Here is a 25,698-nt window from a genome sequence, read left to right on the forward strand (position 1 = left end):
GGGCGACGGGGAACTGGGTCTCCCACCCTTTCGAACCCCCGTCAGGAGGCGTAGTGCAACGCACCCCCGACCGCTCGTCGGATCCGGACGAGTGCTGGCGGATCCGGCGTACCCACGAGGACCTGGATCGGCTCGGTGAGACCGAGTCGGCGTTCGCGTTGAGTAACGGCTGGCTGGGCTGGCGCGGCACCCTCGACGAGGGCCGACCCTGCGACATGCCCGGCAGCTACCTCAACGGCTTCTACGAGCGACGCAAGCTGAACTACCCCGAGGACGGCCACGCCTTCCCGCAGCTGTCCGACACGGTGATCAGCGCACCGAACGCCACCCTCATCCGGCTCTGGGTCGACGGCGAACCCCTGGACGTACGGACCGGGACCCTGCACGACCACGAGCAGGTGCTCGACCTGCGCGCCGGGGTGCTGCACCGCCGTACCGAATGGACCTCCCCCGGCGGGCATCCGGTCCGGATACGCAGCACCCGGCTGGTGTCCCTGCGACGTCGCCGGGTGGGGGCGGTCGAGTGGACGGTCGAAGCCCTGGAGGAGCCGGTCGAGCTGAGGATCTGCGCCGACCTGGTGGCCAACGAGTCCATCCCGGACCGCGCTGATGACCCGCGAGCCGCCGCCGTCATCGACGATCCGCTGGTCGGCGAGCTGCACCACGCCGACGGCACCACGGGGGTGCTGGTGCACCGCACCGAGCACAGCGGCCAGCGGGTCGCCGTGGCGGTGGCACACCAGCCGACGGCACCCGATCACTTCACGGACAGCGTGGACGCCACCGAGGACCGGATCCGGCTCAGCCTCACCGGTACCCTGCCCCCCGGTGAGCGGGTCACCCTGACCACCTTCGCGGCATACGAGTGGCAGCCAATCGACGGCACCTCGCCCAGCGACCTGGCCGACCAGGTGATGACCGAGGCGCAGGCCGCCCGGACGGACGGCTTCGCCGCCCTGCGCGCCGAACAACGGGCCGCCCTGGACGCCGCCTGGCGTACCGCCGATGTGCTTCTCGACGGTGACGACAAGCTGCAACAGGCGATCCGGTTCGCGATGTTCCACCTGATCCAGGCGGGCCGCCCCGACGGGGACCGGACCATCCCCGCCAAGGGGCTGACCGGCAACGGGTACGACGGCCACGTGCTCTGGGACACCGAAGGCTACGTCCTGCCGGTGCTCACCTATGTGGCGCCCGAGGTGGCCCGGGCCGCCCTGCGCTGGCGACACGCCCACCTGCCCCAGGCTGTGGAGCGTGCGGCGGAGCTGCGGCTGACCGGAGCCACCTTCCCGTGGCGCACCATCGGGGGACAGGAGTGCTCCGGGTACTGGCCCGCCGGTACGGCCGGGCTGCACGTCAACGCCGACATCGCGGATGCGGTGCTGCGCTACGTCACCGCCACCGGCGACGAGGAGTTCCTCGCCGGCCCCGGACTGGAACTGCTGGTGTGCACCGCCCGGCTGTGGGCCGGGTACGGGCACCACACCGACGACGGCCGCTTCCACATCACCGGGGTCACCGGCCCGGACGAGTACTCGGCCCTGGTCGACGACAACCTGTTCACCAACCTGATGGCCCGGCGGAACCTGCGCGGTGCCGCCGACGCGGTGCGACGCCACCCCGAGGCGGCAGGTCGGTTGGGGGTAGACCCGACGGAGGTGACCGCCTGGCGGGCCGCGGCCGACGCCATGACCCTGCCGTACGACGCCAAACGGGGGGTGCACCAGCAGTCCGCCGGCTTCACCGAGCAGCCTGAGTGGGACTTCGCCGGCACCAGCGAGGAGGACTACCCCCTCCTGCTGCACTTCCCCTACCTGGAGCTGTACCGGCACCAGGTGGTCAAGCAGGCCGACCTGGTGTTGGCGATGCAACGCTGCCCGGGGGAGTTCACCGCCGAGGAGAAGGCCGCCAACTTCGCCTACTACCAGACCCGCACGGTCCGGGACTCCTCCCTGTCCGCCAGCCCGCAGGGGGTGCTCGCCGCCGAACTGGGTCACCTGGACCTGGCGTACGACCTGTTCACCGAGTCGGTGTTGCAGGACCTGGAGGATCTTGGCGACAAGACCGGCGACGGCCTGCACCTGGCCTCCCTGGGCGGCGCCTGGCTGGCCCTGGTGCAGGGCTTCGGCGGGATGCGCGACGACCGGGAACTGCTGTCCTTCGACCCCCGGCTGCCGGACCGGATCGAGCGGCTGGCGTTCAGCCTGTGCTGGCACGGGCATCGGCTGCTGGTCACCCTCACCGCCGACCAGGCCCGCTACGAACTGCCCGACGCCCCCGCCGGAACCACCGTCGAGCTGTGGCACCACGGCGAACGGCTACGGGTCACCGCCGGAGAACCGGTGACCCGCCCGATGCCCCCGGTGCCCGACTTCGGCCCCGAACCCCCCTCCCCGGACGGCCGCCGCCCCAAGGGCCAGTAAGGCTGTCGCTACTCGCCGAGGGCTGAGCCGCCCGCCATCCGCTCCCGTACGGCGGTGAGTTCCTCGAAGGCGTACGCCCAGTTGTGGCACTTGAAGCTGCGCAGGCCTTCGATCGGGGTGCGGCAGTCGGCGCAGCGTACGCCCGCGATGGCGTCGGGGAGACCGGTGTTGACGTAGCGGCGCTCGCCGAGGATCACCGTGGCGATCATCATCGGGTCGTGCACGCCCTTCAGGGCGGAGGAGACGATGTCGTACCAGGTGATCCGGCGATCGCACTTCGGGCAGTCCGGCTGGTCGCCGCTGACCCACAGCGGAGCACCGATGGTGCGCGGTGGCATGCCGAGCAGCTTCTCGATCCGGCGTACGTCCGTCTCCGGGGTGGTCCAGCGGTGTCGGCCCGGCAGCGAGGCGGGTGAGTCGTAGACGGCCTGGAACAGCTCGGGGTCGACCTCGACGGTCTCGCGTTCGCTGGTCACGGCGTACCTCCCGGGGTTGTCGACGCCCTCACCGTGGCCACCGGCGGGCAACGGGCACAACCGGATCAACGACACGGCACCCCTACCGGCGTCGGCAGCATCTGACCGGGCAACCGGCTGCCCGCCCTCGGCGACCGGACGGGTCAGCGGTTCTGCCGTTCGACCGCGCGCCGCAGCACACCACGTACGCCGGGCAGGGTGATCGCGCGCATCGTGACCTCGTTCAGCCACACGTGTACGCGGCTGGGTGGGGCGTACTGGTGCATGCCGCGACGGGCGAGGGCCTGCCGCTTGACGACCTCCGGCCGTAGGGTGGCCTCCCAACCGGCCAGGGCGGCGGGGATGTCCTGGTCGGGTCGACTCAGGGCGGCACCGAGCCGGTCCGCGCCGGTCAGGGCCAGGGCGGCGCCGTGCCCGGCGAAGAGGGTGACGCACCAGGCGGCATCTCCGAGCAACACCACCCGACCGTCGCTCCACCGTGGCATGACCACCTGGCTGACCTGGTCGAAGTAGGCGCCGGTCGGATCTTCGGCCAACTGCCGCAGCGCCTCGGGTACGCCCCCGCCGAGGTCGGTGAAGGCCGCCGCCAAGGCGTCGGGGGCACCCTGCGCCACCTCCCGCCCCGGATCCTGGCAGCGGTAGGTGAAGAAGGCCGAGGATCGGCCCGGCCCCAGGTTGATGATCGCGGCCGTCCGGCCGGGCCCGATGAAGGTCGTCGCGGATGACTCGGGCACCTGCGCCACCGGCTCGGCGAGCGGAACCGCCGCCACCACGTACGGCAGGTCGACGCGATACTGCGCGCCGAACACGGTCGTCCGGGTGGCGGAGTGCACCCCGTCGGCGCCGACGAGCAGGTCGACCTCCTCGGTGCTGCCGTCGCTGAGCGTGACCCGTACCCGGTCAGGGTCCTGGTGGATCGCGGTGATGGTGGTGCCGAAGCGGAACTCGGTGTGTTCGCGGGCCGTGTCGTACAGCGCGGCCTCCAGGTCGCCCCGGAACACCGTCAGGGCGCGCGGACCCAGGGCGGCCTCGGCCAGGGCCGCCGGCACGGTGAACTTCGGTCGCCCGTCCGCGTGGACCAGCACGGTGGAGAAGGAGCCCAGCGCGCGGTCGGAGAGTGCGGGGAGCAGGCCGAGCCGCTGCGCGGCGTCGTACCCCGACCCGAGCAGGTTCACCAGATAACCGCTGCTGCGCCGGCCCGGGGCCCGCTCCACCACGGTCGTCCGCCAGCCGTCGCGGCCCAGCCGCGTTGCCGCGGCCAGACCGGCGATGCCCGCCCCGACGATCACCACTCGCCTCATCCGTCCCCCTTCCGAGACCCAGGAATGAGCGTACGCTCATTCCTGGCATTGTGGGCTCCGGACCGGGCCTAAGATCGCAGGTATGCCGCGCGGAGTCGCCACCCCCGAGCCTCGGCAGCACCTCTTCGCTGCCGTGGAGCGGGTCATCGTCGGCGAGGGGCCGAGCCGGCTGACCAGCCGGGCCGTGACCCGGGAAGCCGGGGTCGCCACCGGGCTGCTGTTCACCCACTTCACGAACTTCGACGACTTCCTCGTCGGCTACGCGGTCGACCGCAGCTTCCAACTAGCCAGCGCGGTGGCCGGGCTGACGGCCCGCGCCGGGACCGCGACGGTCACCGAGAACCTCAGCGAGATCGGCCAGGTGCTCCCGCCGATCACCCTGGTGACGATGACCCGGCTGATGGCGTACCGACCCGGCATCACCGCCGACGTCGAAGCGGTGCTGGGCCCCGGGAACGCCGGCCTGCAACCGGTCGAACGGGCGATCGCCGGATACCTGGCCGCCGAGCAACAGTTGGGCCGGGTGCCCGCGAGCGCCGACCCGGAGGCGCTGGCCCTGGTCGTCACCGGGGTGCTGCACCACCTGGCTTTGACCGACGGCACCGGCCCGCTGGCCGCCGGGCGTTTGCACCGCGCCATCGCGGCGCTCACCGACGGATTCCCCACCGTCGCCCAGTGACCACGGCCGGCCGAAGGGACGGCGGACAAGCATCCGCCTTGATCGGACCCGCTGGCGTCTGTCAATATCATCTCCCCCGGGTGATCATCGCCCGGTCGGTACCTGGGGGACGGATGCGCATCGGCTCGCGCTCGGCTCGACGGATCGTGGCACTGCTGACGGTCACGGCACTCGGCGGCTCCGGCGGTGCCGTAGCGGTGGTCACCCCCGTCTCGGCCGTCGGGACCACCCTGCAATCCGAGCAGACCGTACGCCCACCAACGGTTACGTCGGACGGGTATCCGATGTATCCCAACCCGCCCAAACTCGACTACACCATCGGGGTGGCGGGCACCTTTCGCTTCCTGACGCACCGCACCGACACGGTGGCCTTCGCCTGGCGGCTCGGCGACGACGGCCCCTCCGGCACCGTCCCGGCCGTCGATCGCCTGGGGTACGTGTCGATCGCCCCAACTCAGGCGGGCCTTCAGACGCTTCACGTCCGGGACGTGACCCCCGAGGGTCCGCAACCGAGCGAGACCGCCTACACGTTCGAGGTAGACGACGGCCCACGGCTGGTTGATCGCGGCGAGGACGGCGCGAAGGTGGTGGTCGGCGAGTCGCGGACGGTACGCCTGCGGCCGGGGCGGCCGGACGTCGTCTCCTACACCTACAGCCTGCGCGACCGGGTGCACGCGACGTACCGCACCGGCACGGTGGCCGCGCGCCCGGACGGGACCGCGGACCTCACCTGGACAGCCGTCCACCACCAGATCGACAACCTCCTGGTGCACAGTGTCAGCGCCGACGGCACCGTCTCCGCCAGCCGGTACGTCTCCTATTCCGTCGACGGTGCCGCGCCTACCGTGTCGCGCATCCCCGGCGTGGGCTGGGTGACACCGACCACCTTCATCGCCCGTACCCGGATGGCGAACCCCGTCGAGTACGTGGTCACCGTCAACTCCGACGAGAACAGCCGGCAGATCCTCACGCCGGCGGCCGACGGCAGCGTCACCTTCCAACTCATGCCCACCGTCAGGGGCACCCACTACATCAACGTCTTCGCCCGCGACGCCGCCGGGGTGCAGACGAACAGCGCCATCATCCTCTGGTCGGTCTCCAACCGTCCGGTGGTCACCTCGACCGACTTCCCCTCGAACGGCGTCGGCCGGGTATGGCCCGGCACCTTCACCTTCACCGCCGGCATGCCCGGCACGACGGAGTTCCGGTACCGGATCAACGGCGCCCCGTCGATCGCCGTGCCCGCCGGCCCGGACGGAACGGCGACCGTGTCCTGGACGCCGCCGACGGACGGCGCCCACGAGGTGCTCCTCTGGAGTGTGACGGCCACCGGCGCCACCTCCGACGTCACCGAACACCGCTTCCAGCTCAAACGCCGCCCGATCGCCCTCGACCACGTGGAACCGGGTTCGGTGACCACCGGCGCGGTGCACCTGCTGGAGCTGACCGGCTACGGCATGCACAGGCAGGACCTCATCGAGGTCATCCCCTCCGACGGCAAGCCGGTACCCGCGCAGGTCCACCATCTGACCGGCGGCGGCTCGATGATGCTGATCTACGCCGACCTGACCGGCGTGGCGACCGGTCCGGCGACGGTGCGGCTCACCCCACACGACGAACTCGGCCGCTCGGTGACGTGGGCCAGCAGATTCCAGATCGTCGCACCGCCCGCCCCGAAGGCCACGAAGCTGCCGACGATCACCGGCACGGTGGCCGTCGGCCGGGTCGTGAAGGCCAGCACCGGCACCTGGACCCCCAGCGCCACCTCGTACAAGTACCAGTGGGCGGCGAACGGCACCGCGATCAAGGGCGCCACCAGCGCCTCCCTCACCATCCCGGCCAAGCTGCGCGGCAAGAAGCTGACGGTCACCGTGACAGCGATCCGGCCCGGTCACCCGAACGGCAAGGCCACCTCCAAGGCCACCGTCGCGGTCGCCACGGGCAAGGCCCCCAAGGCGACCAAGAAACCCAAGATCAGCGGTACGCCCAAGGTCGGCCGGAAGGTCAAGGCCCTGGTCGGCACCTGGTCGCCGAAGGCGGACTCCTACAAGTACGAGTGGCGGCTCAACGGAAAGCTGATCAAGGGAGCGACCGGCAAGACGCTGAAGCTGACCTCGAAGATGCGCGGCAAGAAGCTCACCGTCACGGTGATCGCCCGCAAGGCCGGCCACGCCAACGGCAAGGCCACCAGCGCGAAGGTCACCGTACGCCGCTGACACGCCAACTGGTTCGCCGCGTCTGCGCTGCACCTCTCCGACGGTCTTCGGCCCGATCAACCCGCAACTGCTGGACCAGCTGGTCCAGGGTCAGACGTTGAACCATCTGACAAGCAGCCCGGCAGGGTTGTACAATTTATTGTACGTAACGTTTGGGAGGCGGCAGCATGCGCATCGTTCCCTACTCGGAAGTCCGGCAGAACCTGGCCAAGATGCTCGACCATGTCGTGGACGATGCCGAAGAAGTGGTGGTCACCCGCTCAGGCAGGGAGGCCGCGGTCATCATCTCGCTGCGTGAGTATGAGTCGTTGAAGGAGACGGCCTACCTGATGGCCAGCCCCGCCAACGCGCGTCGTCTGAATGAAGCCGTCGAAGAGCTGCGCAACGGGGGTGGGGAGATGCACGACCTGATTGACCCCGACGCCAGTTCAGGCGAGGCGTCGGCAGCGTGAAGGTCCAGTTCGCCGGCCGAGGCTGGGAAGACTATCTGACCTGGCAACGAGATCGCCAGATGCTCAGACGAGTGAACGCCTTGATCGAGGACATTCGACGCAACGGCCACCAAGGCATCGGCAAACCGGAGCAGCTCCGCGGAAACTGGGCGGGATTCTGGTCGAGGCGAATCGACCAGGAACACCGCCTTGTATACCGGATCATGGACGACACAGTGCAGATCGCGCAGTGCCGCTACCACTACGAATGAGGTACCGGACCAGTCCTTCCGCCGAGGGACACGGCCCCTGCCGTGGTCTGCGTGCCGTCGTCATGCAACTGGCCGCAGTACAACATCCCGGCCCGTCCAGCACCGCGCCGCCGTGGCCAGCCACAGTCCCGGCGAGAAGTCGAGCCGAGCGTCACGACAGGCCGCAATCAACTGGGCCACATGAAGATCAACAAGGTGGCCGCCAGGGACTCGAACCATGAACCTATGAATTGCCGGCGAACCGGCCTCCTGGCGTGTGGTGCGAGGTCATCGGGGCTGCTGGCGCGCTTCTCAGCCTGGTTGGGCTGGCACGGTTGCTGTACTTCGCTGCTGTACTGCTGGCGGTTGTCTGGTCCAGCCGATGAAGCGTCGGTGTAGTGCGCCGGCTGGTGCCCAGGGCATGTCCTCGGCGGCTTGGACGAGATAGGCACCGAGGTAGAGGGCCAGTGACACCGGAGCGCCCGCGTACTCCGCGCGTAGCTCTCGCCTGCGGGTTGGGCAGGGCCAGGGTAGATCGCAGCCGCCGCAGCTCCAGATCGGCATGACGGGGCCGTGGGTGGTCACCGCACACTGCCGAGGAACCGGGCGAGGCTCGCCTGGGCCTGGCGGCTGGTCGCCCACTCCACCTGCCAGCACGGGTACGGGGCGAGCCGCGACCCCTGATGGGTTTGGCTGGTTTTCTGGTGGCGCTCGGTGACGGACCCGGTCGGGTTGGCTAAGCTGTTAGCTAAACGAGGGGATCGCATGATGTCGGCTGAAGCTGCGCACTACAACATGCACGATGCCAAGACTCACCTGTCGCGCATCATCGAACGGGTGGAACGGGGCGAAGAGATCATCATCGACCGGGCGGGAACTCCGGTGGCGAAGGTGGTGCCGCTTGTCCGACGGGTCAACCGCACGGCAATCGGCTCCCTCGCCGGGCAACTGGACCTCTCGGGCGACTGGGACTCGCCCCAGACCAACGCCGAGATCGCCGCCGACTTCGGCATCGGCGCATGACTCTGCTGCTCGATACCCACGTCGCACTCTGGGCCATCACCGGCGACGCGACCCTTGGTACCGAACTCCTCGATCAGCTACGCCACGAGCCAGACATCTTTCTCTCCCCGGTCAGCCTCTGGGAGATCACTATCAAGCAGAGCGCCGGGAAGCTTGGAGGTCCCTCTGACCTCGCTGAGCGAGTAAGGGGCATGGGTTTTCGTGAACTTCCAGTGACCCATGCCCACGCCATCGCAGCCGGCCGCCTGCCACCCCACCACCGCGACCCCTTCGATCGCATGCTCGTGGCACAGGCGATCAGCGAGGGCCTGACGCTCGCCACTCGCGACGCGTCGATACCGCTGTACGAGGTGGACGTCCTCAAGGTGTGACCGAACGGCCCTCTCAGCGCCGGCTGATTCCGTCCGCAGGCAACCCTGAACTCTGGGATTGCCGGCGAACCGGCCTCCTGGCGTGTGGTGCGAGGTCATCCGGGCTGTTGGCGCGCACCTCGGCCGGGTTCGGCTGGCGCGGTAGCGGTACTTCGCTGCCGTACTTCCGCAGGCTGTCTGGCCCAGCCGATGAATCGTCGGTGCAGCGCGCCGGCTGGTGCCCAGGGCATATCTTCGGCGGCTTGGACGAGGTAGCCACCGAGGTAGAGAGCCAGCGACACGGGCGCGCCCGCGTACTCCGCGCGTAGCTCTCGCCTCCGAGTGGGGCAGGGCCAGGGCAGGTCGCAGCCGCCGCAGTTCCAGATCGGCATGACGGGGCCGTGGGTGGTCACTGCACACTGCCGAGGAACCGGGCGACGCTCGCGCGGGCCTGCCGGCTGGTCGCCCAGTCCACCTGCCAGCACGGGTACGGGGCCAGCCGCGCCCACCATGCCCGGCAACCGGCGCACATGCCGTCGAGCCCACGGATGTGTACGGCGAGGATCGCGTGCTCCTGGTCGTCGTTCACTGCTCCTCCTCTCCCGGCCAGTGGCCACGGTTGATGGGAATGCGGTGCCGGGCGTGGCAGGGCAGATCGGCTCCGCACCGGCAGATCCGCCGCCACTTCTGCCAGGACCAGACCGGCCGATGCCGCCGCGCGAACGTCAACGCGGTGGCGGAGAGGTACTCGTCGAACGAGACGCGCTGGCCTCTGGGAGTTGGCCGGCCGGCTGAATCGGCCACGGTTCGGCTCACCGGAGTTTCCGCCGCCCAGGCCCGTCGTACCGATCGGTCGACATGTTGAATCTCGGCCTGGGGCTGCAGGGGGAGCGCAGGCGTGCCGCCTGGTCGAGCAGCCGCCGCCGGGCCGCCGCCTGCTCGGCGTCTTGGTATCGCTGTCCGGTCCCCGGCGGGGGTGGTGACTCGGGCTGCCGCAGTAGCCACCGGATCAGCACGTACAGGTGCGGTCGGAGCGTCACGATGATCCCGCCTCCTCGCCCATTACCGGAAGGCGGACCAGACAGGAGCCTCTGAGTTGTGGCGAGTGCCCGCCCACGCCAGCCCCAGCCGCCTTGTCGGCATCGAAGAACATGTCCGAGACGATTCCGTCGGACTAGGCGTGGCGGCCATGTCGGCTGGTCATGTCACGGTGACATGGGCGGCCTCGACCTGCCCGGACAACATCCCTAGGCTCCAGATTGAGCACCATGAGTAGTCGTCCGACGACGCTTGGAGCCGCTGTGCCGCTCGATCATTTACGGATTCCCGAAGACCTCTGGTCGCACCAGGACATACGCGCGGCTCTAGCTGCCCGCGACATCGGCGCCCTGTTCCGGCTGCTTACTCGGCACACCGGCGCGAGTCAGACCCGCATCGGGGCCGCCGTCGGCCTGGAGCAGGGCTATGTCAGTCGGATCATCGCTGGCCGGAAGGTGGCCTCCATCGATGTGCTGGAGCGCATCGCCGACGGCTGCGCCATGCCTGACGAGGCACGGATGACGCTCGGCCTCGCGCCTCGCCAGCGGTCATATCGCGCGGACATGGCCGACCACCGGAACACCCGGCACAGTGATCTGCCGGCCAACCGCTCCTGGCGCGAGGATGTCCGCGCTGCCGCGCAATTGTGGGAAGGCGACGTGAACCGTCGAGAACTGCTCCGCCAAACCGTATTCAGCTCCGCCGCGTACACCCTGCCCGCCCTGCGCTGGTTCACCGCAACCAGCACGCAGCCCGTCGCGCAGGAAGGTCGCCGAACGGTCGGTCAGCCCGACATCGACACCATCCGAGAAATGACCGCCACCTACCGGCGACTCGACAACCAGCACGGCGGCGGCCACGCCCGAGCCAACGTCACCCGCTACCTCCACCACGAGGTCACGCCCTTGGTGACCGAAGGCCGATACGATCCGGCGATCGGCCGCAAGCTGCTCGCCGCCGTCGCCGAGTTGACGCAACTCGCCGGCTGGCAGGCGTACGACATGGCCGAACACGGTCTCGCCCAGCGCTACCTCACCCATGCCCTCGACCTGGCCCGAAACGCCGACGATGCCGGCCTGGGCGCCGAGATCCTCGCCGCGATGAGCCACCAAGCCACCTATCTCGGCCATACCGCCACCGCTGTCGACCTCGCCTGCGCCGCCCGGCAGACCGCCCAGCGCGCCGGAATCACCGTGCTGGCCGCCGAAGCGCTGGTCATGGAAGCCCATGCCCACGCCGCTGCCCGCGACGAACACGCCTGCGCCACCGCACTACACCAGGCAGAACAAGCCCTCGACCGGGCCGACCGCACCGACGATCCGCAGTGGCTCGGCTACTTCGACGAGGCATACCTGTCCGCCAAGTTCGGCCACTGCTTCAACGCCCTCGGCCAACACCGCCAAGCCGAACGCTTCGCCGCCCGATCCCTGCACATGGACGAACGCTACGTACGCGGCAAAGCCTTCAACCTCGCACTCCTGGCCACCACCCAAGCCCGCCACGGCGAACCCGACCGAGCCAGCGTCATCGGCGGCCAAGCCCTCACCCTGGCCACCCAACTGAAGTCCGCCCGCGCCGTCCGCTACATCCGCGACCTACAAACGGACCTCATGCCACACCGCCGCCGACCAGCCGTACGACACTTCATCACCCGGATCGATGCGGCCCTCGGCCAACGCCGCTGACTACAACTCGCCCCGGGCCTCACGCGCGACCAGCTCCAACACAGCGATCACCGTACCGGCACCTACGATCTCACCCCGGGAGACGAGATGCCGAGCCTCCTCCAATGGAATCCAGGCGACTTGCTCGGCCTCGTTGACATCCACCGGAGCATCGATGTGCTCAGCGCTCCTGGCAAGGAACAACAGGTTCTCCGCGTCCGCGGTCGCCACCCACGGCTGGAACGCCAGCAATGGCTCCACCGCACCCGGACGCCACCCGGTCTCCTCCTCAACCTCCCGGACCGCACACGCCGTCGGATCCTCGCCCTCATCGACGTAGCCGCCCGGCAGCTCCCACACCCACCGGTCGAACACAAACCGGTGCCGCCGGATCAGCAACAGTCGCCCCTGATCGTCAAGCACCGCGACCATCGCCGACCGAGGCGCCCGAATCACGTACTGCTCGAAGCGGACCCCATCCGGCAACTCCACATCAGCAACGCTCAACCGCGCCCGCCGACTACCATCCACCACCCGCTCACCGTGGATCGTCCACCGCGTCGACCCGACATCCTGTCCCTCCACCATCCGGCCAGTATCCGACCAACGGCACGAAGGCGCTTCCGCAGGCAATCCGCCGATTAGATTCCGTGCGTGACGACCTTCGCTGACCTGTGGGTTGTGGGCCGCCAGAGACTCGAACCCTGAACCTATGGATTGCCGGCGAACCGGCCTCCTGGGGTGTGGTTCGAGGTCATCCGGGCTGCTGGCGCGCTTCTCGGCCTGGTTGGGCTGGCACGGTTGCTGTACTTCGCTGCTGTACTTCCGCAGGCTGTCTGGCCCAGCCGATGAACCGGCGGTGCAGCGCGCCGGCCGGTGCCCAGGGCATGTCCTCGGCGGCCTGGACGAGGTAGGTACCGAGGTAGAGGGCCAACGAAACGGGCGCGTCCGCGTACTCCGCGCGTAGCTCTCGCCTCCGAGTGGGGCACGGCCAGGGCAGGTCGCAGCCGCCGCAGCTCCAGATCGGCATGACCGGGCCGTGGGTGGTCACCGCACACCGCCGAGGAATCGGGCGACGCTCGTGCGGGCCTGGCGGCTGGTCGCCCAGTCCACCTGCCAGCACGGGTACGGCGCCAGCCGCGACCACCAGGCGCGGCAGCCGACGCACATGCCGTCGAGCCCTCGGACGTGTACGGCGAGGATCGCGTGCTCCTGGTCGTCGTTCACTGCGCCTCCTCTCCCGGCCAGTGGCCACGGTTGATGGGGATGCGGTGCCGGGCGTGGCAGGGCAGGTCGGCTCCGCAGTGGCAGATCCGCCGCCACTTCTGCCAGGACCAGACCGGCCGGTGCCGCCGCGCAAGGGTGAGGGCGGTGGCTATCAGGTACTCCTCGTACGAAACGCGCGGCACCAGATCTCCCCTCGGGCGCGGGTCGACGGCGCGGCGGCCGGGCCTGAGCTGGTCATCCGACCGCCGCACCTGCTCGTTCACCGTACCGACGTAGCACTGTAGATACAATAAGATGTAGAACTGTTGGACACGTAGCGTCACATTCGTGATCGACCCCAGCGCGGATCGGGCCGTGTTCCGGCAGCTCGCAGACCTCCTGCGAGACCGAATCACGTCTGGCGACATCGCGCCCGGTGCGTCACTGCCAAGTGAACTGCGGCTGGCTCAGGAGCACGGGCTGAGTCGCACGAGTGTGCGGCAGGCGATAGCGATACTGCGGTCGGAAGGGCTCGTGATCGTAGAACCGCCACGCGGCACCTTCGTCCGGACCATCGAGCCGACCGAGACGGTGAAACTCCTCAAGGGCGACACCGCCTCCGCCCGCATGCCGACGCCTGCTGAACGCCGTGAGCTGGAGATCGGCGAAGGCGTCCCGGTGCTCGTGATCTTCCGCGCCGACGGCTCCCGCGAGCTATACGCAGCCGACCGCGTACGCGTGGGTCGCTAGTCCGCTCTTCGCTTGTAAGTCGCCGACCCCCACTGAGGGCATGCGGACCGGAGTTGTGGCTGCTGCGGCCTCGTGGCGGTTCATGCCGGGGAACACTTGGGAACTGTCGCCGTTCGACGTTCGGCATCGGTCCGGATCAGGGCTCCCGCTGCTTTCTCGCTGCCTTGCTGCTGCCCGACGCCTCGCCTAGAAGCTCTGTCCAGCGGGTGTGTCCGTGTCCGGCAAGTCGGCAACTCGGAGCGGCCTCCGTCGCTGCACCGCGGCCCACCAGTCTCCAGCGTGGTCGCCGGCGCATGTGCTCGGCGGAATCCTGATGCCTCGCTTACAAAGCTCTGCGCAGCCCGTCTGCGCTGGTCGGGAGCCTGCCATGCGGATTGAACGACGGCCAATGCCGGCTTGGTGCACCAGATGGAAGCGCGTCATCATGCCCAGCCGGACTCTCTGCCCGATACCGTGCTGGCCAGACCGCTTGATACCGGAGACACTGGGTGCTCATGGGGAACATATCGAGGCCCACAGTAGGCCTCCTCGCCGAGGTTGCGACTGCCCTCTACACGCGCACCGAGTTCGGGCGTCTCTTCGACCGATGCGGTCTTGAGTACGACGAGCGTGGAAACTTGGCTAAGGATGCACTGGTGCATCAGACGCTTCGGCGGGCGCAAACAAAGGCAGCCAAAGCCGACTCCCGGGCACGGAAAGGTTTGCTGGCATTCGTGCGGATCATCATCGAACAAAAATACGAGCCCGGCTCCACCAGTTGGAGCGGCCGGATCTCAGAGAACGGGCTAGCGGAAATTCGTGAGGCATTCTTCGCAGATGGCTATGACTTGCGAGTTGAAATCATCGAGAACCTGATGCCCGGCGAATCGAGCCGCATAATGGCACAGATTCTCCCCACTGACTCCGTAACCTTGCCGCTAGGAGACGAAATCACGTCCCTGGAGGCGCAGCTAGGCGAAAGAGGATACACGGTTGCGGCGACTCACTATCGGCAGGCTGTGAGTAACCTTACAGATCACCAGTACGAAGCGGCCAATAGCCAACTCCGCTCAATGCTTGAAGAACTGGTCATCCGGGTGGCCGTTGATCACACCGGCTACAGGGATTCGGGCAAGGCCAGCCAAGGTAGCCTAGCCATAGCACATATGCTCGGGAATGGCCTACCGGGTAAATGTGTTTGTTGACTAGCGTCGCTCGCCTCCTCATGAACCACTACTCCTGATATCGGGCCAGGAAATGGCAGTCTGCCGCACGCCACCTCAGACCAAAGATGCCGATTAAGCAGAGGTTCGATCAATAATGTCCACGTTCATTGCTACGCTTGGCCCCAAAAAAACTTACAACTGGGAAATCTGCAAGCGGGAGCAGCTTTGGGGAGTAGTCGGCAGAGGCTCGAATTGGAGGAAGAACGCCAGCCGCCTAAAGGCCGGAGACCGGGTATTTGTTTGGAGGGGCGGGGAGCGAAAGGGATTCATCGCGGAAATCGAGGCCCTTGGTCCTCTCAAATTCTCCGACGAGCCGGGTGTAACGGTCCCTTGGCCAGAGCCCGAGTGGTTCGGCGGAGTGTTCCCAATGAGGGTCCGCAGGGAGGTGGATCCGCCGATCACCGACCACTTCCCAAACGCGAATGGCCGCGTCGGCCTTCGGTTTGGGTTCAACAATACAGCCCTCCAACACATATTCGAGGAAATATCGTTGGAGGTTGCGTCTCGCATCGAGGCGGCGTTTGCGGCGGTTGTCCCATCCAGCACTCCAGTTGGCTTTCCGCATGCTCCGGGCCCCCTCCCCTCGCCCATTTCCAAGGCCGAGCCCTTCGAGGTGGATCCCGACCTGGTTGACCGAGGGGTAGCGGCTCACCACACCACGGTGACTGCGTTGGCGAACTGGGTCCGCGCCCAAGGCCATACGCCTCTGGTTCCTGCTCCAGGTGACCCCTTGTTTGATCTGGCCTGGCTTTCAGGGGGTGTGTTGAATGTGGCAGAGGTCAAAAGCACGACCTCTGCCAACGAAGAGTCACAGCTGCGCCTCGGTCTGGGTCAAGTTCTCCGCTACCGTCAGCAGCTCAGTGCACCCGGACGCGAGGTCGTCGCCTGGCTCGTGCCCGAGAGCGAGCCGAGCGACCCCACGTGGACCCAGGTTTGCGTAGGTGCTGGGGTCCATCTGTCATGGCCCGCCTTGTGGCGGGGAAAAACGATCAGAATCTGACTCGTCACAAGATGGTGGGCGGCAGCTTCCAATCACTTACACGGCACGCCACTCCGGGCGGAGGACCTGGGGGAGTTACCTCCTCTTTCCCGGCCTCCTTTTCCGCGATCTGAAGGTTCAGGGAGAGCAACTGAGCAAGTAGATCTACCTCTGGGTCAAATCCATATGCAGCCACCACCGCATCGTCCAGTCGCTCGTGCAGGGTGCGGAGATGAGATCGTCCCGGCCGACGTAGCACGTCGTACTGAGCGGCAAGTGTGACGCCGTTTCCCAACGCCTTCGCACGGTGCTCAATAATGGCTGCTGCCGCCTCGGCTACCGCCAACACAGCCGACTCGCTAGGTCCTTGCGGCCAAGGGAAGGTGTCAAAGACGTTGCCGGAGGTGTATGTCAGGCGGGTCTCTAGCGTCGTGCAACGCTCCCTGAACCATGCTACGTGGGGGCTAGCCTGCAAAATGCCAAAGCTGTAGTCGTCATCGAAGGCGAAGGCAACGCCCGAGTCGCCGAGGTGAACCGCCGAGTCGAGGAAGGTAAAGACAGGCCCCCGGAGTTCGCTAGACGTTCGCGTGATGGCGATAAAGCGGTCCGAGCCTTGGAGTGCTTCTAGCATCTCCTCACGGCGGTACGACAAGCGCCACCATTGCTGTAGAAAGTTCCGATAGTGCCAGTTTACCCGCGCTCTAGAGTTTCTGCGCAACGCAACATCGTTGCGCTCCTGCTCAGTCGATGCGGCTTCCTGCCGCTTCGGCAGAACTGTCTCCTCTAGGTGTTTCATTACCTGAGGCACGCAAGCCCAGGCCGCACCCGCCTCGCCAAATGGGACGTCAATGATTCGTCGTTTAACTGCCAGCGCCTTCAGGAGGTCGCGCCCGCCCAAGAATGGGTGTATAACTTCTCCCGCTCGCGCATCCGCTTTCAGTAGGCGAACGCTCAGATCCTCATTTATCTCGAATCCAGTGGAAACGCCGGGCGTCTGCCCTTGGAATACTCGCTTTGGCTTGGTGTTGCTCTTCAGCTTAGCTGCGCGTTTCAGGTCCACGTTGAGCGAGAGCGAAGAGTTGATCTCTGGAACCTCTAGTCTGCTTTCGCCATTTCTAGTCCAGAGCACGCCCGGCCTACTATAAGACGAGTCTTTGATCCAGTTGACAATCGAGACCGTGACGGCGGCGTCACCAGACCAGGGCTGCATATCGACCGCTTCGGTGATCACGCCGCCATGGCTCTTGATGTAATCGAGTGTGACCTCGCGACCGGATCCTTGCTTGATGCTCTTTGTTGCAACCAGTCCAGCCCTACCCCCCGGCGGAAGGTGCTTGTGAGCGAGGGGAAACCAGTAGCACACGAAGTCGGAAACGCCGCCTACGTCGGGATGGCGGTGTGCAAGACGAGCACAATAATCCGCCCCAAGCTCGCTGACCATCTTCCGTCTGCCGAGAAACGGCGGGTTGCCGATAATGACGTCCGCCTTCGGCCATGTATCGAAAAGAGCGTCGCCAGCGATGATGACTGCGTCGAGATTATCCAATGGAAGGACCTGTTGCTCGTCCCCGAGCTCGTCCGCGGCTAGCTTCTTTGCGAGTGACAGCGTGACCTTTGCTACCTCAACCGCGAACGGGTTGACGTCCATTCCATGGAAGTTGTTTGGGGTTACATAAGACAGCGCCCTTTGGGCGAACTTGGTGTTGCGCCGCCGCTCGTTGATTCTCTGAATTACCTCATTCTCAAGACGCCGCATTTCTCTGTACGCGACATAGAGAAAGTTCCCGGAGCCACAGGCCGGGTCCAGCACCCGATAGTTGTACATATCAGCCAAGAGCCGTTCCAGTTCGGCAATAGAGCCAGCAGCACCAATTCGCTCCCGCCAAGGGTCGACGATACTCGGTATTACAATCTTGGCGATGTCCGTCTGGCTCGTAAAGTGAGCGCCACTCGCGTGGCGCTCACCTTCGCTCATGGATTGCTCAAATAGCGTGCCGAATATTTCCGGCCGTACCGCAGACCAGTTGTTGGATGATGTCGTTCTCAAAAGATCAAGCTCACTCGAAGTCGGCTCAACAGGACGAACTGAACTGAAGAGCCCTCCGTTGAAGTAGGGCGTACCACGAAAACGCCCGCCAGTGGTGGTGCCAGGGGTATTCATTTCTCGAAAAAGCCCGAACAGTAGATCGTAGGCTCGGCTGCCGTCGTTGCTGTCATTGAGTGCGGCCGTAAAGAGGTGTGAGGGAAGGAGCCCGATGTCCTCAGCAAACATCGCCATCACACATTGCAACGTGAATCGTTGCGCGGTTTCGCGGTCGACTCCCCGGTCATGCATGGATCGAAAGACTGCTGCAACGGAAGCCGCTGCTTCTCTCGTAACCTCAACCAGGTCATTGCCGAAGATAGGCGTTTGCGGTACGGGCAGGAGGAAGGCGAGGCTTTCCCAACGCTGCGGTAGATCTTCGAGCTTCAACCTATCGATGGGAGCATCGAGCTGACGGTCGAAGTCATAGATCCAGAATTCGTCAAAGTTGCAGAGGACGACGTAATGCGGCCGATCCGGAACGGCGCGGATCCAGTAATCAAAAGCTTGCCGGAAGTGTTTATTGAGGGGAGTTCCGGCCTTCTTCATCTCAATCAAGCATCGAGGCTTGAACATCAAGTCCGCGAAGGAGGTTCCCTTGTCGTCCCGCTTCTTGATCCGGTATTCCAGACTTGCGCCCGCTTCACGCACCCCGGCATGCCCAAACCCACGAAAGAGCCGCTCCAGGAACAGCTGGGCCTCGCCCTTCTCGTCGCCGTCTAGGTGCTCGCGTCGGTACCTGACGAGATCCGCAAGGCCTGCGGACAAGCCGCTCGGCAACCCGTGGTCGACCATGAGGAAGGACAATAGCGCCGCCGTTCGGCGTCCACATCCTCTGAAGGTCTGCAGGGCTCCGACGGTGACGCCCTGCTCGCCAACACCGCTGCCCGACAGCGACGGGAAAGCAGACGCGTCGGCCAGGCGGGGGAGTTGACCATCGATCGGCAACTTCAGCGGGTCGGTACCGAGCTGCTGCACCGGGAGACGAAGACGGCCGCCACGGACGCCACCCTGCCGCTGCCGGACATCTGAACCGTGGCGCTCGGCCGCCGCCGCACCGCGCAGACTGCCGCCCGGGATGGCGCCGGTCCGGCCTGGCAGGCGTCGGATCTGATCTTCACCGTCCGCTACGGGCGGCCGGCGAGCCGCGTAGCTTCAACCGCTTCTGGGACCGGCGCTGCGACGCGGCGGGAGTCCGGCGGATTACCGTGCGGGACGCTCGGCGTACCTGCGCCTCGCTCCTGGCGGACCTGGACGTGCACCCTCGGGTGGCGATGCAGATCCTCCGGCACGCCCAGTTCGCCATCACCATGGAGATCTACACGGTGGTGTCCTCGGCGGCCACCCGTGACGCGCTCAAGCGGCTCGGCAGCGCGCTGGACCGGCGAACTACCTACTGCTGTACCGGCCCTGATCGCGGCGTTCAGAAGCTCGGGCAGGGCCGGTGTCCTGCGGAGAAGTGGGCCGCCAGGGACTCGAACCCTGAACCTATGGATTAAAAGTCCACAGCTCTGCCATTGAGCTAGCGGCCCGCGGCCCACAGGCTACCTGACCCCCGTGGCCCGGCGCGCGATGCTCAGACCCCCCGGATCGGGCCGGAGGACAGTGCCGCGCCATCAGCGACTCGCACCCGGCTGGCAGGATCGGGCGGTCGTCACTTGGGATGCGGGGGAGGTTGATCATGTCGGAGCCGATCCGCATCGTGGTGCTGGCTGGGGCGACGTTCAGCACCGGGCTGGTGGCCGGGTTGTTCTTCGCGTTCGCCTGCTCGGTCATGCCGGGTCTTGGAGCGACCGATGACCGGACCCTGGTCGGTGCCATGCAGTCGATCAACCGGAAGATTCTCAACGGCTGGTTCCTGTCGGTGTTCCTCGGCGGGCCGCTGCTGGTCGTGGCGGCGGTGCTCGGTCACCTCGGTGCCGGCGGTGCGGTGCTCGGTTGGCTGGTTGCCGCACTGGTCTGCCATCTGGTCACCTTCGCTGTGACAGTGCGGTCGAACGTGCCGCTCAACGATCAATTGGACGCCGCCGGGTCGGTCGACGCGAGCACGGATCTGGCGGCGATCAGGCGGCGGTTCGAGGGGCCCTGGGTGCGGTGGAACCTGGTCCGTACGGTCAGCTCGGCCGCCGCCTTGGCCTGCTTGATCGGAGCGCTGCTCGCTCGGTAAGGCCGAGCTGAGGTGTGGGCGGACCTGTGCTCAGTGCAGGGCGGGGTCCGAGGCAAGATCGTCGTCGACCTCGCCTGAGCAAACCCGGATCGGTGTGGTTCCTGACGCCGTGATCCGCGCAGGCGTGGACGGCGACTTATCGGGTACGGGCCGGGCATGCGCATCGTGGTGGTGGGGGCGAGCGGGAACATGGGTACGGCGCTGCTGCGCCGGTTGCGGCGCGAGCGGGACGTCCAGGTGGTCGGGGTGGCCCGGCGGCTGCCTCCGGCGGGGGCGGGGGAGCCGTACGACGGGGTGGAGTGGCACTCGTGTGACATCGGTCTGCCCGGTGCGGCGGACGAGCTGACCGAGGTTTTCGCTGGGGCGGTGGCGGTGGTGCATCTGGCCTGGCAGATTCAGCCCAGCCACGACCGGCGGGTGTTGCGTCGTACCAATGTGGAGGGTAGTCGGGCGGTGGTCGACGCGGTGTTGCGTGCCGGGGTGCCGGCCCTGGTGTACGCCTCCTCGGTCGGCGCCTACGCTCCGGGGCCGAAGAACGCGCCGGTAAGCGAGCGGTGGCCGGCGACCGGGGTGCCGGCCTCGTCGTACAGCCGGGACAAGGCGACCGTGGAGGAGATGCTCGACGGGATCGAGCGGACCCATCCGGGGTTGCGGGTGGTGCGGCTGCGTCCCGGGCTGATCTTTCAGCGGGAGGCCGGTACGGAGATCAGCCGGTACTTTCTCGGGCCGCTGGTGCCGGTGGGGCTGCTGCGGTTCGGGCGGCTGCCGCTGGTGCCGGCGAACCGGCGGCTGCGGATGCAGGCGGTGCACGCCGACGACGTGGCTGACGCGTACGCCCGGGCGGTTCTGGGTGATGCGCGCGGTGCTTTCAATGTCGCCGCGGACCCGGTGCTGACCCCGGAGCTGGTGGCTCGGCACTTCCACGGCTGGACGGTGCCGGTGGCTGCTCCGGTGCTGCGTACCGCTGCGGCGTTGACCTGGCGGGCCCGGCTGCAACCGGTCGACGCCGGGTGGGTGGAGTTGGCGCTCAACGCGCCCCTGATGTCCAGCGAGCGGGCCGAGACCGAGTTGGGGTGGCGGCCCCGGGTCACCGCGATCGAGGCCCTCAAGGAGCTGTTCGCGGGCATGGCCGAGCGGGCCCACACCGACGGCCCGCCGCTGTCCGCCGCCCCCACCCTGCCGGGGCGTCCGGCCGCCCTGACCCGGGCCCGGGTCGCCGGTCACGGCAACCCCTACTGACCTCAGGTCAGGGGTACGTGGTGCAGGTGTCGGCGTCGCCGCAGGCGGACCCCGAACACCCCGGCCACCGTGACGATCAGCAGGGCGATGACCCGATGGCGTGCAGCAGCCCTCGGGTCATGAACCCGGGCGGCCTCAGTCGTCGATCACGTCGGAGATCACGACTGTGACGTTGTCCGGCGCACCGGCCTGGTGGGCCAGCTTGACCAGTTGCTCGCCGCACTGGTGGCGGTCGGCGTGCAGCCCCAGGGTGGCCGCAATCGCATCGTCGGTCACGTAGTCGGAGAGCCCGTCACTGCACAGCAACAGCCGGTCACCGGCGGCTACCGTCAACATCCCCATCGTCGGCGGGGCGTCCGCGCCCTGCACCGCGCGGGTCACCAGGGAACGCTGCGGGTGGTGCCGGGCCTGGTCCCGGGTCAGCGCCCCCTGATCGACAAGCGCCTGCACGAAGGTGTCGTCACGGGTCAACTGGCTCAGGCGACCATCCCGGAGCAGGTAGCAGCGGGAGTCCCCGACCTGTGCCAGCACCAGCGTGTTCCCGGCCAGCAGGGCCGCGGTCAGGGTCGTACCCATGCCGTCGCGGGCCGGCTCGGCGGCGATCGCGGCGTGGATGCGTTGGTTGGCCGTGCTCACCACCGCGCGCAGCGCGTCGGCGGCGGCGTCCGGGGCGGTGGGCGGGATCAGCTCGTCCAGGATCCGGATGACGATCTCGCTGGCCACCTCACCGGCAGGAAGTCCACCCATGCCGTCGGCCACCGCGACGAGGCGCTCGCCGGCGAGCGCGGAGTCCTCGTTGTTGGTCCGAACCAGGCCGATGTCGTTGAGGATGGCCGAGCGGAGGATCAGCGTCATGGGTCAAGCTTGCCAAGAAGACCTGTCCCGCGTCTCTACGCACTACTGCGTAGGGTTGAGGAATGTTGCCCGTGTCCATGGTCGGGCGCGCCGGTGAGCTCGCTGAGCTGGGCCGAGCGTGGTCCACCGTGGTGGACGGCAACCGTCGGTCGCCGGCTGTCGCGGTCGTCACCGGCGGCGCGGGCGTGGGCAAGAGCCTGCTGGTCGCCGCCGCCCTGGACGGGTTCACCCCCCGGCCCGAGGTGGTGCTCAGCGGAGCCGCCCGACTGCACAGTCCCGCCCCGTACGACTGGTTGGCCGCCGTACTGAGCGGGCGCGACACCAGCCGACTGGACCTTCCGGCCGACGCGCTGGCCTGGCTGGCCCAGCAGCCCACCGCCCCGCCGGAGCGCTACGCCCCCGGCACCCTGCTCCGGCTGGCGGTACGGACCGTCCGGGCCCTGGTCGGCGCGGGCCCGGCGGTACTCGTCGTGGAGGACCTGCACGCCCTGGACCCGGCCAGCCTCAACCTGATCGGTGAGTTGGCCACCGCCGACGGGCTGCCGGCTCTGCTGATGGTGGCGACCAGGCCCGCGGCCCACGCGGTCGCACCCGCCCTCACCGGCCGCACCCTGGCCCGCCTCTGCGGGGTACGCGGCGTCGTGCGCCAGCATCTCGGCCCGTTGCGCCCCGCCGAGGTCGCCGAGGTGCTCGACCAGGTGTACGCCGGGTCGGCCGCCGACCCCGGGCTGGTGCACCGGGTCTGGCAGCACACCGGCGGCAATCCGTACGCCCTCACCGAACTGCTGGCCGCGCACGCCGGAGCGGATCCCGCCACCCTGCTCGCTGCCGTTCCCGCCGCTGTCGCTGTTCCCGCTGATGCGGTTCCGGCTGCTGTTGTGCCGGGCGCTGGTGTGTCGGCTGTTGCTGTTCCCGCTGCTGTTGTGCCCGCTGCTCGGATCGCTGCCGGTCCTGATTTTCCGGTCGCCGCCACCATCGAGTTGACCGGCCGGGAGGTCGAGGTGCTCGACTGCCTGGTCGCCGGGATGTCCAACAAGCAGGTGGCCCGCGCCCTCGGCATCTCGGTACGCACGGTCACGGTGCACGTGTCGAACCTGCTGCGCAAGACCGGTGCGGCCTCGCGTACCGAGGCGGCGCTCTGGGCGGTACGCCAACGACTCGCCGTCGCCGCCCCGACCACCAGCCTCGCAGCCCCGACCCCCACCCGCGACAGCTGAGCCGCTGATCGACCTGCTGGCGGGTCGCCGAGCCCGCTGATCGACCCGGCGGCGAGTCGCCGAGCTCGGAGATCAACTCCGTTTCGGCGATACGGCGGTATCCCGCTGCTCCGTACCCCGCCGTTTCGGCGAAACGGCGGGGGCCTACCGGCGGGGGCCTACCGGCGGGGGCCTACCGGCGGGGGCCTACCGGCGGGGGCCTACCGGCGGGGGCCTGCCGGCGGGGGGCCTACCGGCGGGGGCCTACTGGCGGGGGTAGCGCAGGAGGAGGCTGGCGGTGACCTCCTCGTCGCCGACGGCGGCGTACATGTGTGGCACGTCGGAGGTCCAGCGCAGGTGGCCACCGGCGGTGGCGGTCAGCGGGGCGTCGACCGGACCGGCGCGCAGCACCCCGGTGAAGACCGTGACATGTTCGGTCACCCCGGCCTGGTGCGCCGGGGAGAGCTGACCCGGCCCAGGGGCGACCCGCATCCGGTACAGCTCGTAGGTGACCTCGGAGTCCTCGAACACCTCCAGCAGGGTGGCGCTGACGGCCGCCCCCCGTACGGTCGGTTCGCTTGTCGCCTCGGAGAGCACGGCGGCCAGCGGTACGCCGAGGTGAGCGGTGATCGCGTACAACGTCTCCAGGGTGGGGTTGCGGAGGCCGTTCTCCAGTCCGGAGAGGGTGGCCTTCCCCACCCCGGCCTGCCGGGCCAGCGCGGACAGCGAGATCCCCCGGGCCTCGCGCAGGGCACGGACCCGGCGGCCGATCGCCGCGGGATCCGCCTCTGTCGCCCCGGGCTGACCGGAGCCGGCGACCGGCAGGGGGTCTGATGCTGCTGAGTACGGCACCCCGCTATCGTGCTACACGGTCCTGTTCCGTAAACGGAACGATTGAAGGTGGGGTATGGCGGGTCGAATGCAACCGGTGCTGGCCGGCGCGGTGGCCGCGCTGGTCGGGTTCGCCAGTTCGTTCACCGTGGTCCTGGCTGGCCTGCGGGCGGTCGGGGCCACCGAGAGTCAGGCCGCCTCCGGGCTGCTCGTACTCTGCCTGATGTCCGGCCTCTGCGCCGCCTGGCTGGGCCTGCGGCACCGGCTGCCGATGAGTGTGGCCTGGTCCACGCCGGGCGCGGCGCTGCTGGTCGCCACCGGCCCGATGCCCGGCGGCTGGCCGGTCGCGGTCGGCGCGTTCCTCGTCTCCGGGCTGCTGATCGTGGCCGCCGGCCTCTTCCCGGTGCTGGGCCGGGCCGTAGCGGCGATCCCCAAGCCGATCGCCGGGGCGATGCTCGCCGGGGTGCTGCTGCCACTGTGCACCGCGCCGGTACGCGCCCTCGTCGAGGTGCCCCGGTTGGCCGCCCCGGTGCTGGTGTGCTGGTTGCTGCTGCACCGCTTCGCCCGCCCCTGGGCGGTGCCCGGGGCCCTGGTGGTGGCGGCCGGCGCGATCGCCCTGACCACTTCGGGCGGTGGTGGCGGTGGACTACGCCCGGTGATCGAGGTCACCGTGCCGCAGTGGAGCCTGACGGCGATGGTCGGATTGGCGCTGCCGCTGTTCCTGGTCACCATGGCCGCGCAGAACGTGCCCGGCACGGCCGTCCTGGTCGGCTACGGCTATCGGCCGCCACTCAGCTCGGCCCTGCGGGCCACCGGGCTGGCCAGCCTCGTCGCCGCCCCGGCCGGTGGACATGCGGTGAACCTGGCCGCGATCACCGCCGCCCTGGCCGCCGGACCGGAGGCCCACCCCGACCCGAATCGTCGGTGGATCGCCTCGGTGACCAACGGTGTCGGGCTGGCCCTGCTCGGGCTGGGTGCCGGTGCGGTCACCACCCTGGTCGGCTGGGCGCCACCGGTGCTGATCGAGGCGGTCGCCGGGCTGGCCCTGCTCGGTGCCCTGGCCACCTCGTTGACCTCGGCGCTGGCCGACCCCGACGCTCGGGAGGCGGCGGTCGTCACCCTGGTGGTCACCGCCTCCGGCGTCTCCCTGGCCGGCATCGGCGGCGCCTTCTGGGGCCTGATCGCCGGCTGCCTGATGCTGCTGATCTTCCGTCGCCGACCCACCGTCACACCCTCCACCCCCACGCCATCCACCTCTCCGCCCGCCATGCCCTCCACTCCTCCTCCGACCCCGCGTCAGGAGAGCGTCGACCGCGTGATCGACCGCTAGGCCGG

The 25,698-nt window shown here is 68.1% G+C and carries 21 protein-coding genes, 1 tRNA gene and 2 pseudogenes; 15 read left to right on the top strand and 9 right to left on the bottom strand.

Annotated features, from left to right (window positions below):
* The first annotated feature begins 53 nt into the window (after nucleotides 1-53).
* The gene (locus ACLQ2T_RS16420) at nucleotides 54-2,423 is read left to right on the top strand and encodes a glycoside hydrolase family 65 protein (RefSeq protein ID WP_425767061.1); all 2,370 of its coding nucleotides are present in this window, start codon (nucleotides 54-56) and stop codon (nucleotides 2,421-2,423) included.
* Nucleotides 2,424-2,431: 8 nt separating this feature from the next.
* On the opposite strand, the gene ACLQ2T_RS16425 is transcribed toward ACLQ2T_RS16420, so the two are convergent.
* Both ACLQ2T_RS16425 and ACLQ2T_RS16430 read right to left on the bottom strand, forming a co-directional pair.
* Entirely contained in the window at nucleotides 2,432-2,899 is a 468-nt protein-coding gene (locus tag ACLQ2T_RS16425) for a hypothetical protein (protein WP_425767062.1), read from the bottom strand.
* A gap of 143 nt (nucleotides 2,900-3,042) precedes the next feature.
* The gene (locus tag ACLQ2T_RS16430; protein WP_425767063.1) at nucleotides 3,043-4,200 is read right to left on the bottom strand and encodes an FAD-dependent oxidoreductase; all 1,158 of its coding nucleotides are present in this window, start codon (nucleotides 4,198-4,200) and stop codon (nucleotides 3,043-3,045) included.
* Between the two features lie 82 nt (nucleotides 4,201-4,282).
* Here ACLQ2T_RS16430 and ACLQ2T_RS16435 point away from each other — a divergent pair, with 82 nt between their 5' ends.
* The 6 genes from ACLQ2T_RS16435 to ACLQ2T_RS16460 all read left to right on the top strand — a co-directional run bounded on the left by ACLQ2T_RS16435 (nucleotide 4,283) and on the right by ACLQ2T_RS16460 (nucleotide 9,171).
* Nucleotides 4,283-4,879: a TetR/AcrR family transcriptional regulator gene (locus tag ACLQ2T_RS16435; RefSeq protein WP_425767064.1), complete on the top strand. Its 597-nt coding sequence runs from the start codon at nucleotides 4,283-4,285 to the stop codon at nucleotides 4,877-4,879.
* 113 nt (nucleotides 4,880-4,992) lie between these two features.
* Nucleotides 4,993-7,095 carry a hypothetical protein gene (locus ACLQ2T_RS16440; RefSeq protein ID WP_425767065.1) on the top strand — a complete coding sequence of 701 codons (2,103 nt, stop codon included), beginning with the start codon at nucleotides 4,993-4,995 and terminating at the stop codon, nucleotides 7,093-7,095.
* A gap of 167 nt (nucleotides 7,096-7,262) precedes the next feature.
* A complete protein-coding gene (locus ACLQ2T_RS16445) occupies nucleotides 7,263-7,547 on the top strand; it encodes a type II toxin-antitoxin system Phd/YefM family antitoxin (RefSeq protein ID WP_425767067.1) in 285 nt (94 codons plus the stop codon).
* Complete coding sequence (locus ACLQ2T_RS16450) at nucleotides 7,544-7,798, top strand: Txe/YoeB family addiction module toxin (protein WP_018829754.1); 255 nt, start codon at nucleotides 7,544-7,546, stop codon at nucleotides 7,796-7,798. Before ACLQ2T_RS16445 ends, ACLQ2T_RS16450 begins: the two co-directional genes overlap by 4 nt.
* Nucleotides 7,799-8,545: 747 nt before the next feature.
* On the top strand, nucleotides 8,546-8,800 hold the full coding sequence (locus ACLQ2T_RS16455) for a type II toxin-antitoxin system Phd/YefM family antitoxin (protein ID WP_425767334.1): 255 nt from the start codon (nucleotides 8,546-8,548) through the stop codon (nucleotides 8,798-8,800).
* Nucleotides 8,797-9,171: a type II toxin-antitoxin system VapC family toxin gene (locus ACLQ2T_RS16460; protein WP_425767069.1), complete on the top strand. Its 375-nt coding sequence runs from the start codon at nucleotides 8,797-8,799 to the stop codon at nucleotides 9,169-9,171. The genes ACLQ2T_RS16455 and ACLQ2T_RS16460 overlap by 4 nt, the downstream gene beginning before the upstream one ends.
* A 388-nt stretch (nucleotides 9,172-9,559) precedes the next feature.
* Here ACLQ2T_RS16460 and ACLQ2T_RS16465 read toward each other — a convergent pair whose 3' ends face one another.
* Nucleotides 9,560-10,000 carry a hypothetical protein gene (locus tag ACLQ2T_RS16465; protein ID WP_425767336.1) on the bottom strand — a complete coding sequence of 147 codons (441 nt, stop codon included), beginning with the start codon at nucleotides 9,998-10,000 and terminating at the stop codon, nucleotides 9,560-9,562.
* Between the two features lie 451 nt (nucleotides 10,001-10,451).
* Between ACLQ2T_RS16465 and ACLQ2T_RS16470 the strand changes: the two genes are divergently transcribed.
* The gene (locus ACLQ2T_RS16470; RefSeq protein ID WP_425767070.1) at nucleotides 10,452-11,873 is read left to right on the top strand and encodes a helix-turn-helix domain-containing protein; all 1,422 of its coding nucleotides are present in this window, start codon (nucleotides 10,452-10,454) and stop codon (nucleotides 11,871-11,873) included.
* On the opposite strand, the gene ACLQ2T_RS16475 is transcribed toward ACLQ2T_RS16470, so the two are convergent.
* Together ACLQ2T_RS16475 and ACLQ2T_RS16480 are read right to left on the bottom strand one after the other, a co-directional pair.
* A complete protein-coding gene (locus tag ACLQ2T_RS16475; protein ID WP_425767072.1) occupies nucleotides 11,874-12,440 on the bottom strand; it encodes an NUDIX hydrolase in 567 nt (188 codons plus the stop codon).
* A gap of 459 nt (nucleotides 12,441-12,899) precedes the next feature.
* Nucleotides 12,900-13,247 (bottom strand): annotated as a pseudogene (locus ACLQ2T_RS16480) (hypothetical protein); the annotation flags it as partial.
* Nucleotides 13,248-13,406: 159 nt separating this feature from the next.
* Here ACLQ2T_RS16480 and ACLQ2T_RS16485 point away from each other — a divergent pair.
* Together ACLQ2T_RS16485 and ACLQ2T_RS16490 are read left to right on the top strand one after the other, a co-directional pair.
* Nucleotides 13,407-13,808 (top strand): GntR family transcriptional regulator, encoded by a 402-nt coding sequence (locus tag ACLQ2T_RS16485; protein WP_425767074.1) that lies wholly within the window; start codon nucleotides 13,407-13,409, stop codon nucleotides 13,806-13,808.
* Between the two features lie 635 nt (nucleotides 13,809-14,443).
* Entirely contained in the window at nucleotides 14,444-14,992 is a 549-nt protein-coding gene (locus ACLQ2T_RS16490; RefSeq protein WP_425767075.1) for a hypothetical protein, read from the top strand.
* Nucleotides 14,993-16,017: 1,025 nt separating this feature from the next.
* Here the strand turns inward: ACLQ2T_RS16490 and ACLQ2T_RS16495 are convergent.
* Entirely contained in the window at nucleotides 16,018-18,870 is a 2,853-nt protein-coding gene (locus ACLQ2T_RS16495; RefSeq protein ID WP_425767338.1) for a DNA methyltransferase, read from the bottom strand.
* Nucleotides 18,871-18,996: 126 nt separating this feature from the next.
* Here ACLQ2T_RS16495 and ACLQ2T_RS16500 point away from each other — a divergent pair.
* A pseudogene (locus tag ACLQ2T_RS16500) lies at nucleotides 18,997-19,454 on the top strand (tyrosine-type recombinase/integrase); the annotation flags it as partial.
* Between the two features lie 81 nt (nucleotides 19,455-19,535).
* Here ACLQ2T_RS16500 and ACLQ2T_RS16505 read toward each other — a convergent pair.
* Nucleotides 19,536-19,607 (bottom strand) — tRNA-Lys (locus ACLQ2T_RS16505).
* A gap of 149 nt (nucleotides 19,608-19,756) precedes the next feature.
* Here ACLQ2T_RS16505 and ACLQ2T_RS16510 point away from each other — a divergent pair.
* Both ACLQ2T_RS16510 and ACLQ2T_RS16515 read left to right on the top strand, forming a co-directional pair.
* Complete coding sequence (locus ACLQ2T_RS16510) at nucleotides 19,757-20,242, top strand: DUF1772 domain-containing protein (RefSeq protein ID WP_425767077.1); 486 nt, start codon at nucleotides 19,757-19,759, stop codon at nucleotides 20,240-20,242.
* Between the two features lie 156 nt (nucleotides 20,243-20,398).
* Complete coding sequence (locus ACLQ2T_RS16515; protein ID WP_425767078.1) at nucleotides 20,399-21,481, top strand: NAD-dependent epimerase/dehydratase family protein; 1,083 nt, start codon at nucleotides 20,399-20,401, stop codon at nucleotides 21,479-21,481.
* Nucleotides 21,482-21,616: 135 nt separating this feature from the next.
* On the opposite strand, the gene ACLQ2T_RS16520 is transcribed toward ACLQ2T_RS16515, so the two are convergent.
* Nucleotides 21,617-22,336, bottom strand: a complete 720-nt coding sequence (locus tag ACLQ2T_RS16520) for a PP2C family protein-serine/threonine phosphatase (protein WP_425767079.1) — start codon at nucleotides 22,334-22,336, stop codon at nucleotides 21,617-21,619.
* Nucleotides 22,337-22,398: 62 nt separating this feature from the next.
* Between ACLQ2T_RS16520 and ACLQ2T_RS16525 the strand changes: the two genes are divergently transcribed.
* Complete coding sequence (locus tag ACLQ2T_RS16525; protein ID WP_425767081.1) at nucleotides 22,399-23,553, top strand: LuxR C-terminal-related transcriptional regulator; 1,155 nt, start codon at nucleotides 22,399-22,401, stop codon at nucleotides 23,551-23,553.
* A gap of 243 nt (nucleotides 23,554-23,796) precedes the next feature.
* Here the strand turns inward: ACLQ2T_RS16525 and ACLQ2T_RS16530 are convergent, their stop codons facing one another.
* Entirely contained in the window at nucleotides 23,797-24,384 is a 588-nt protein-coding gene (locus ACLQ2T_RS16530; RefSeq protein ID WP_425767082.1) for a helix-turn-helix domain-containing protein, read from the bottom strand.
* Nucleotides 24,385-24,439: 55 nt separating this feature from the next.
* Here ACLQ2T_RS16530 and ACLQ2T_RS16535 point away from each other — a divergent pair, with 55 nt between their 5' ends.
* A complete protein-coding gene (locus tag ACLQ2T_RS16535) occupies nucleotides 24,440-25,693 on the top strand; it encodes a benzoate/H(+) symporter BenE family transporter (RefSeq protein ID WP_425767084.1) in 1,254 nt (417 codons plus the stop codon).
* Nucleotides 25,694-25,698 lie beyond the last annotated feature (5 nt).

The sequence above is a fragment of the Micromonospora sp. DT229 genome (assembly GCF_049844505.1).
Taxonomy (GTDB): domain Bacteria; phylum Actinomycetota; class Actinomycetes; order Mycobacteriales; family Micromonosporaceae; genus Micromonospora.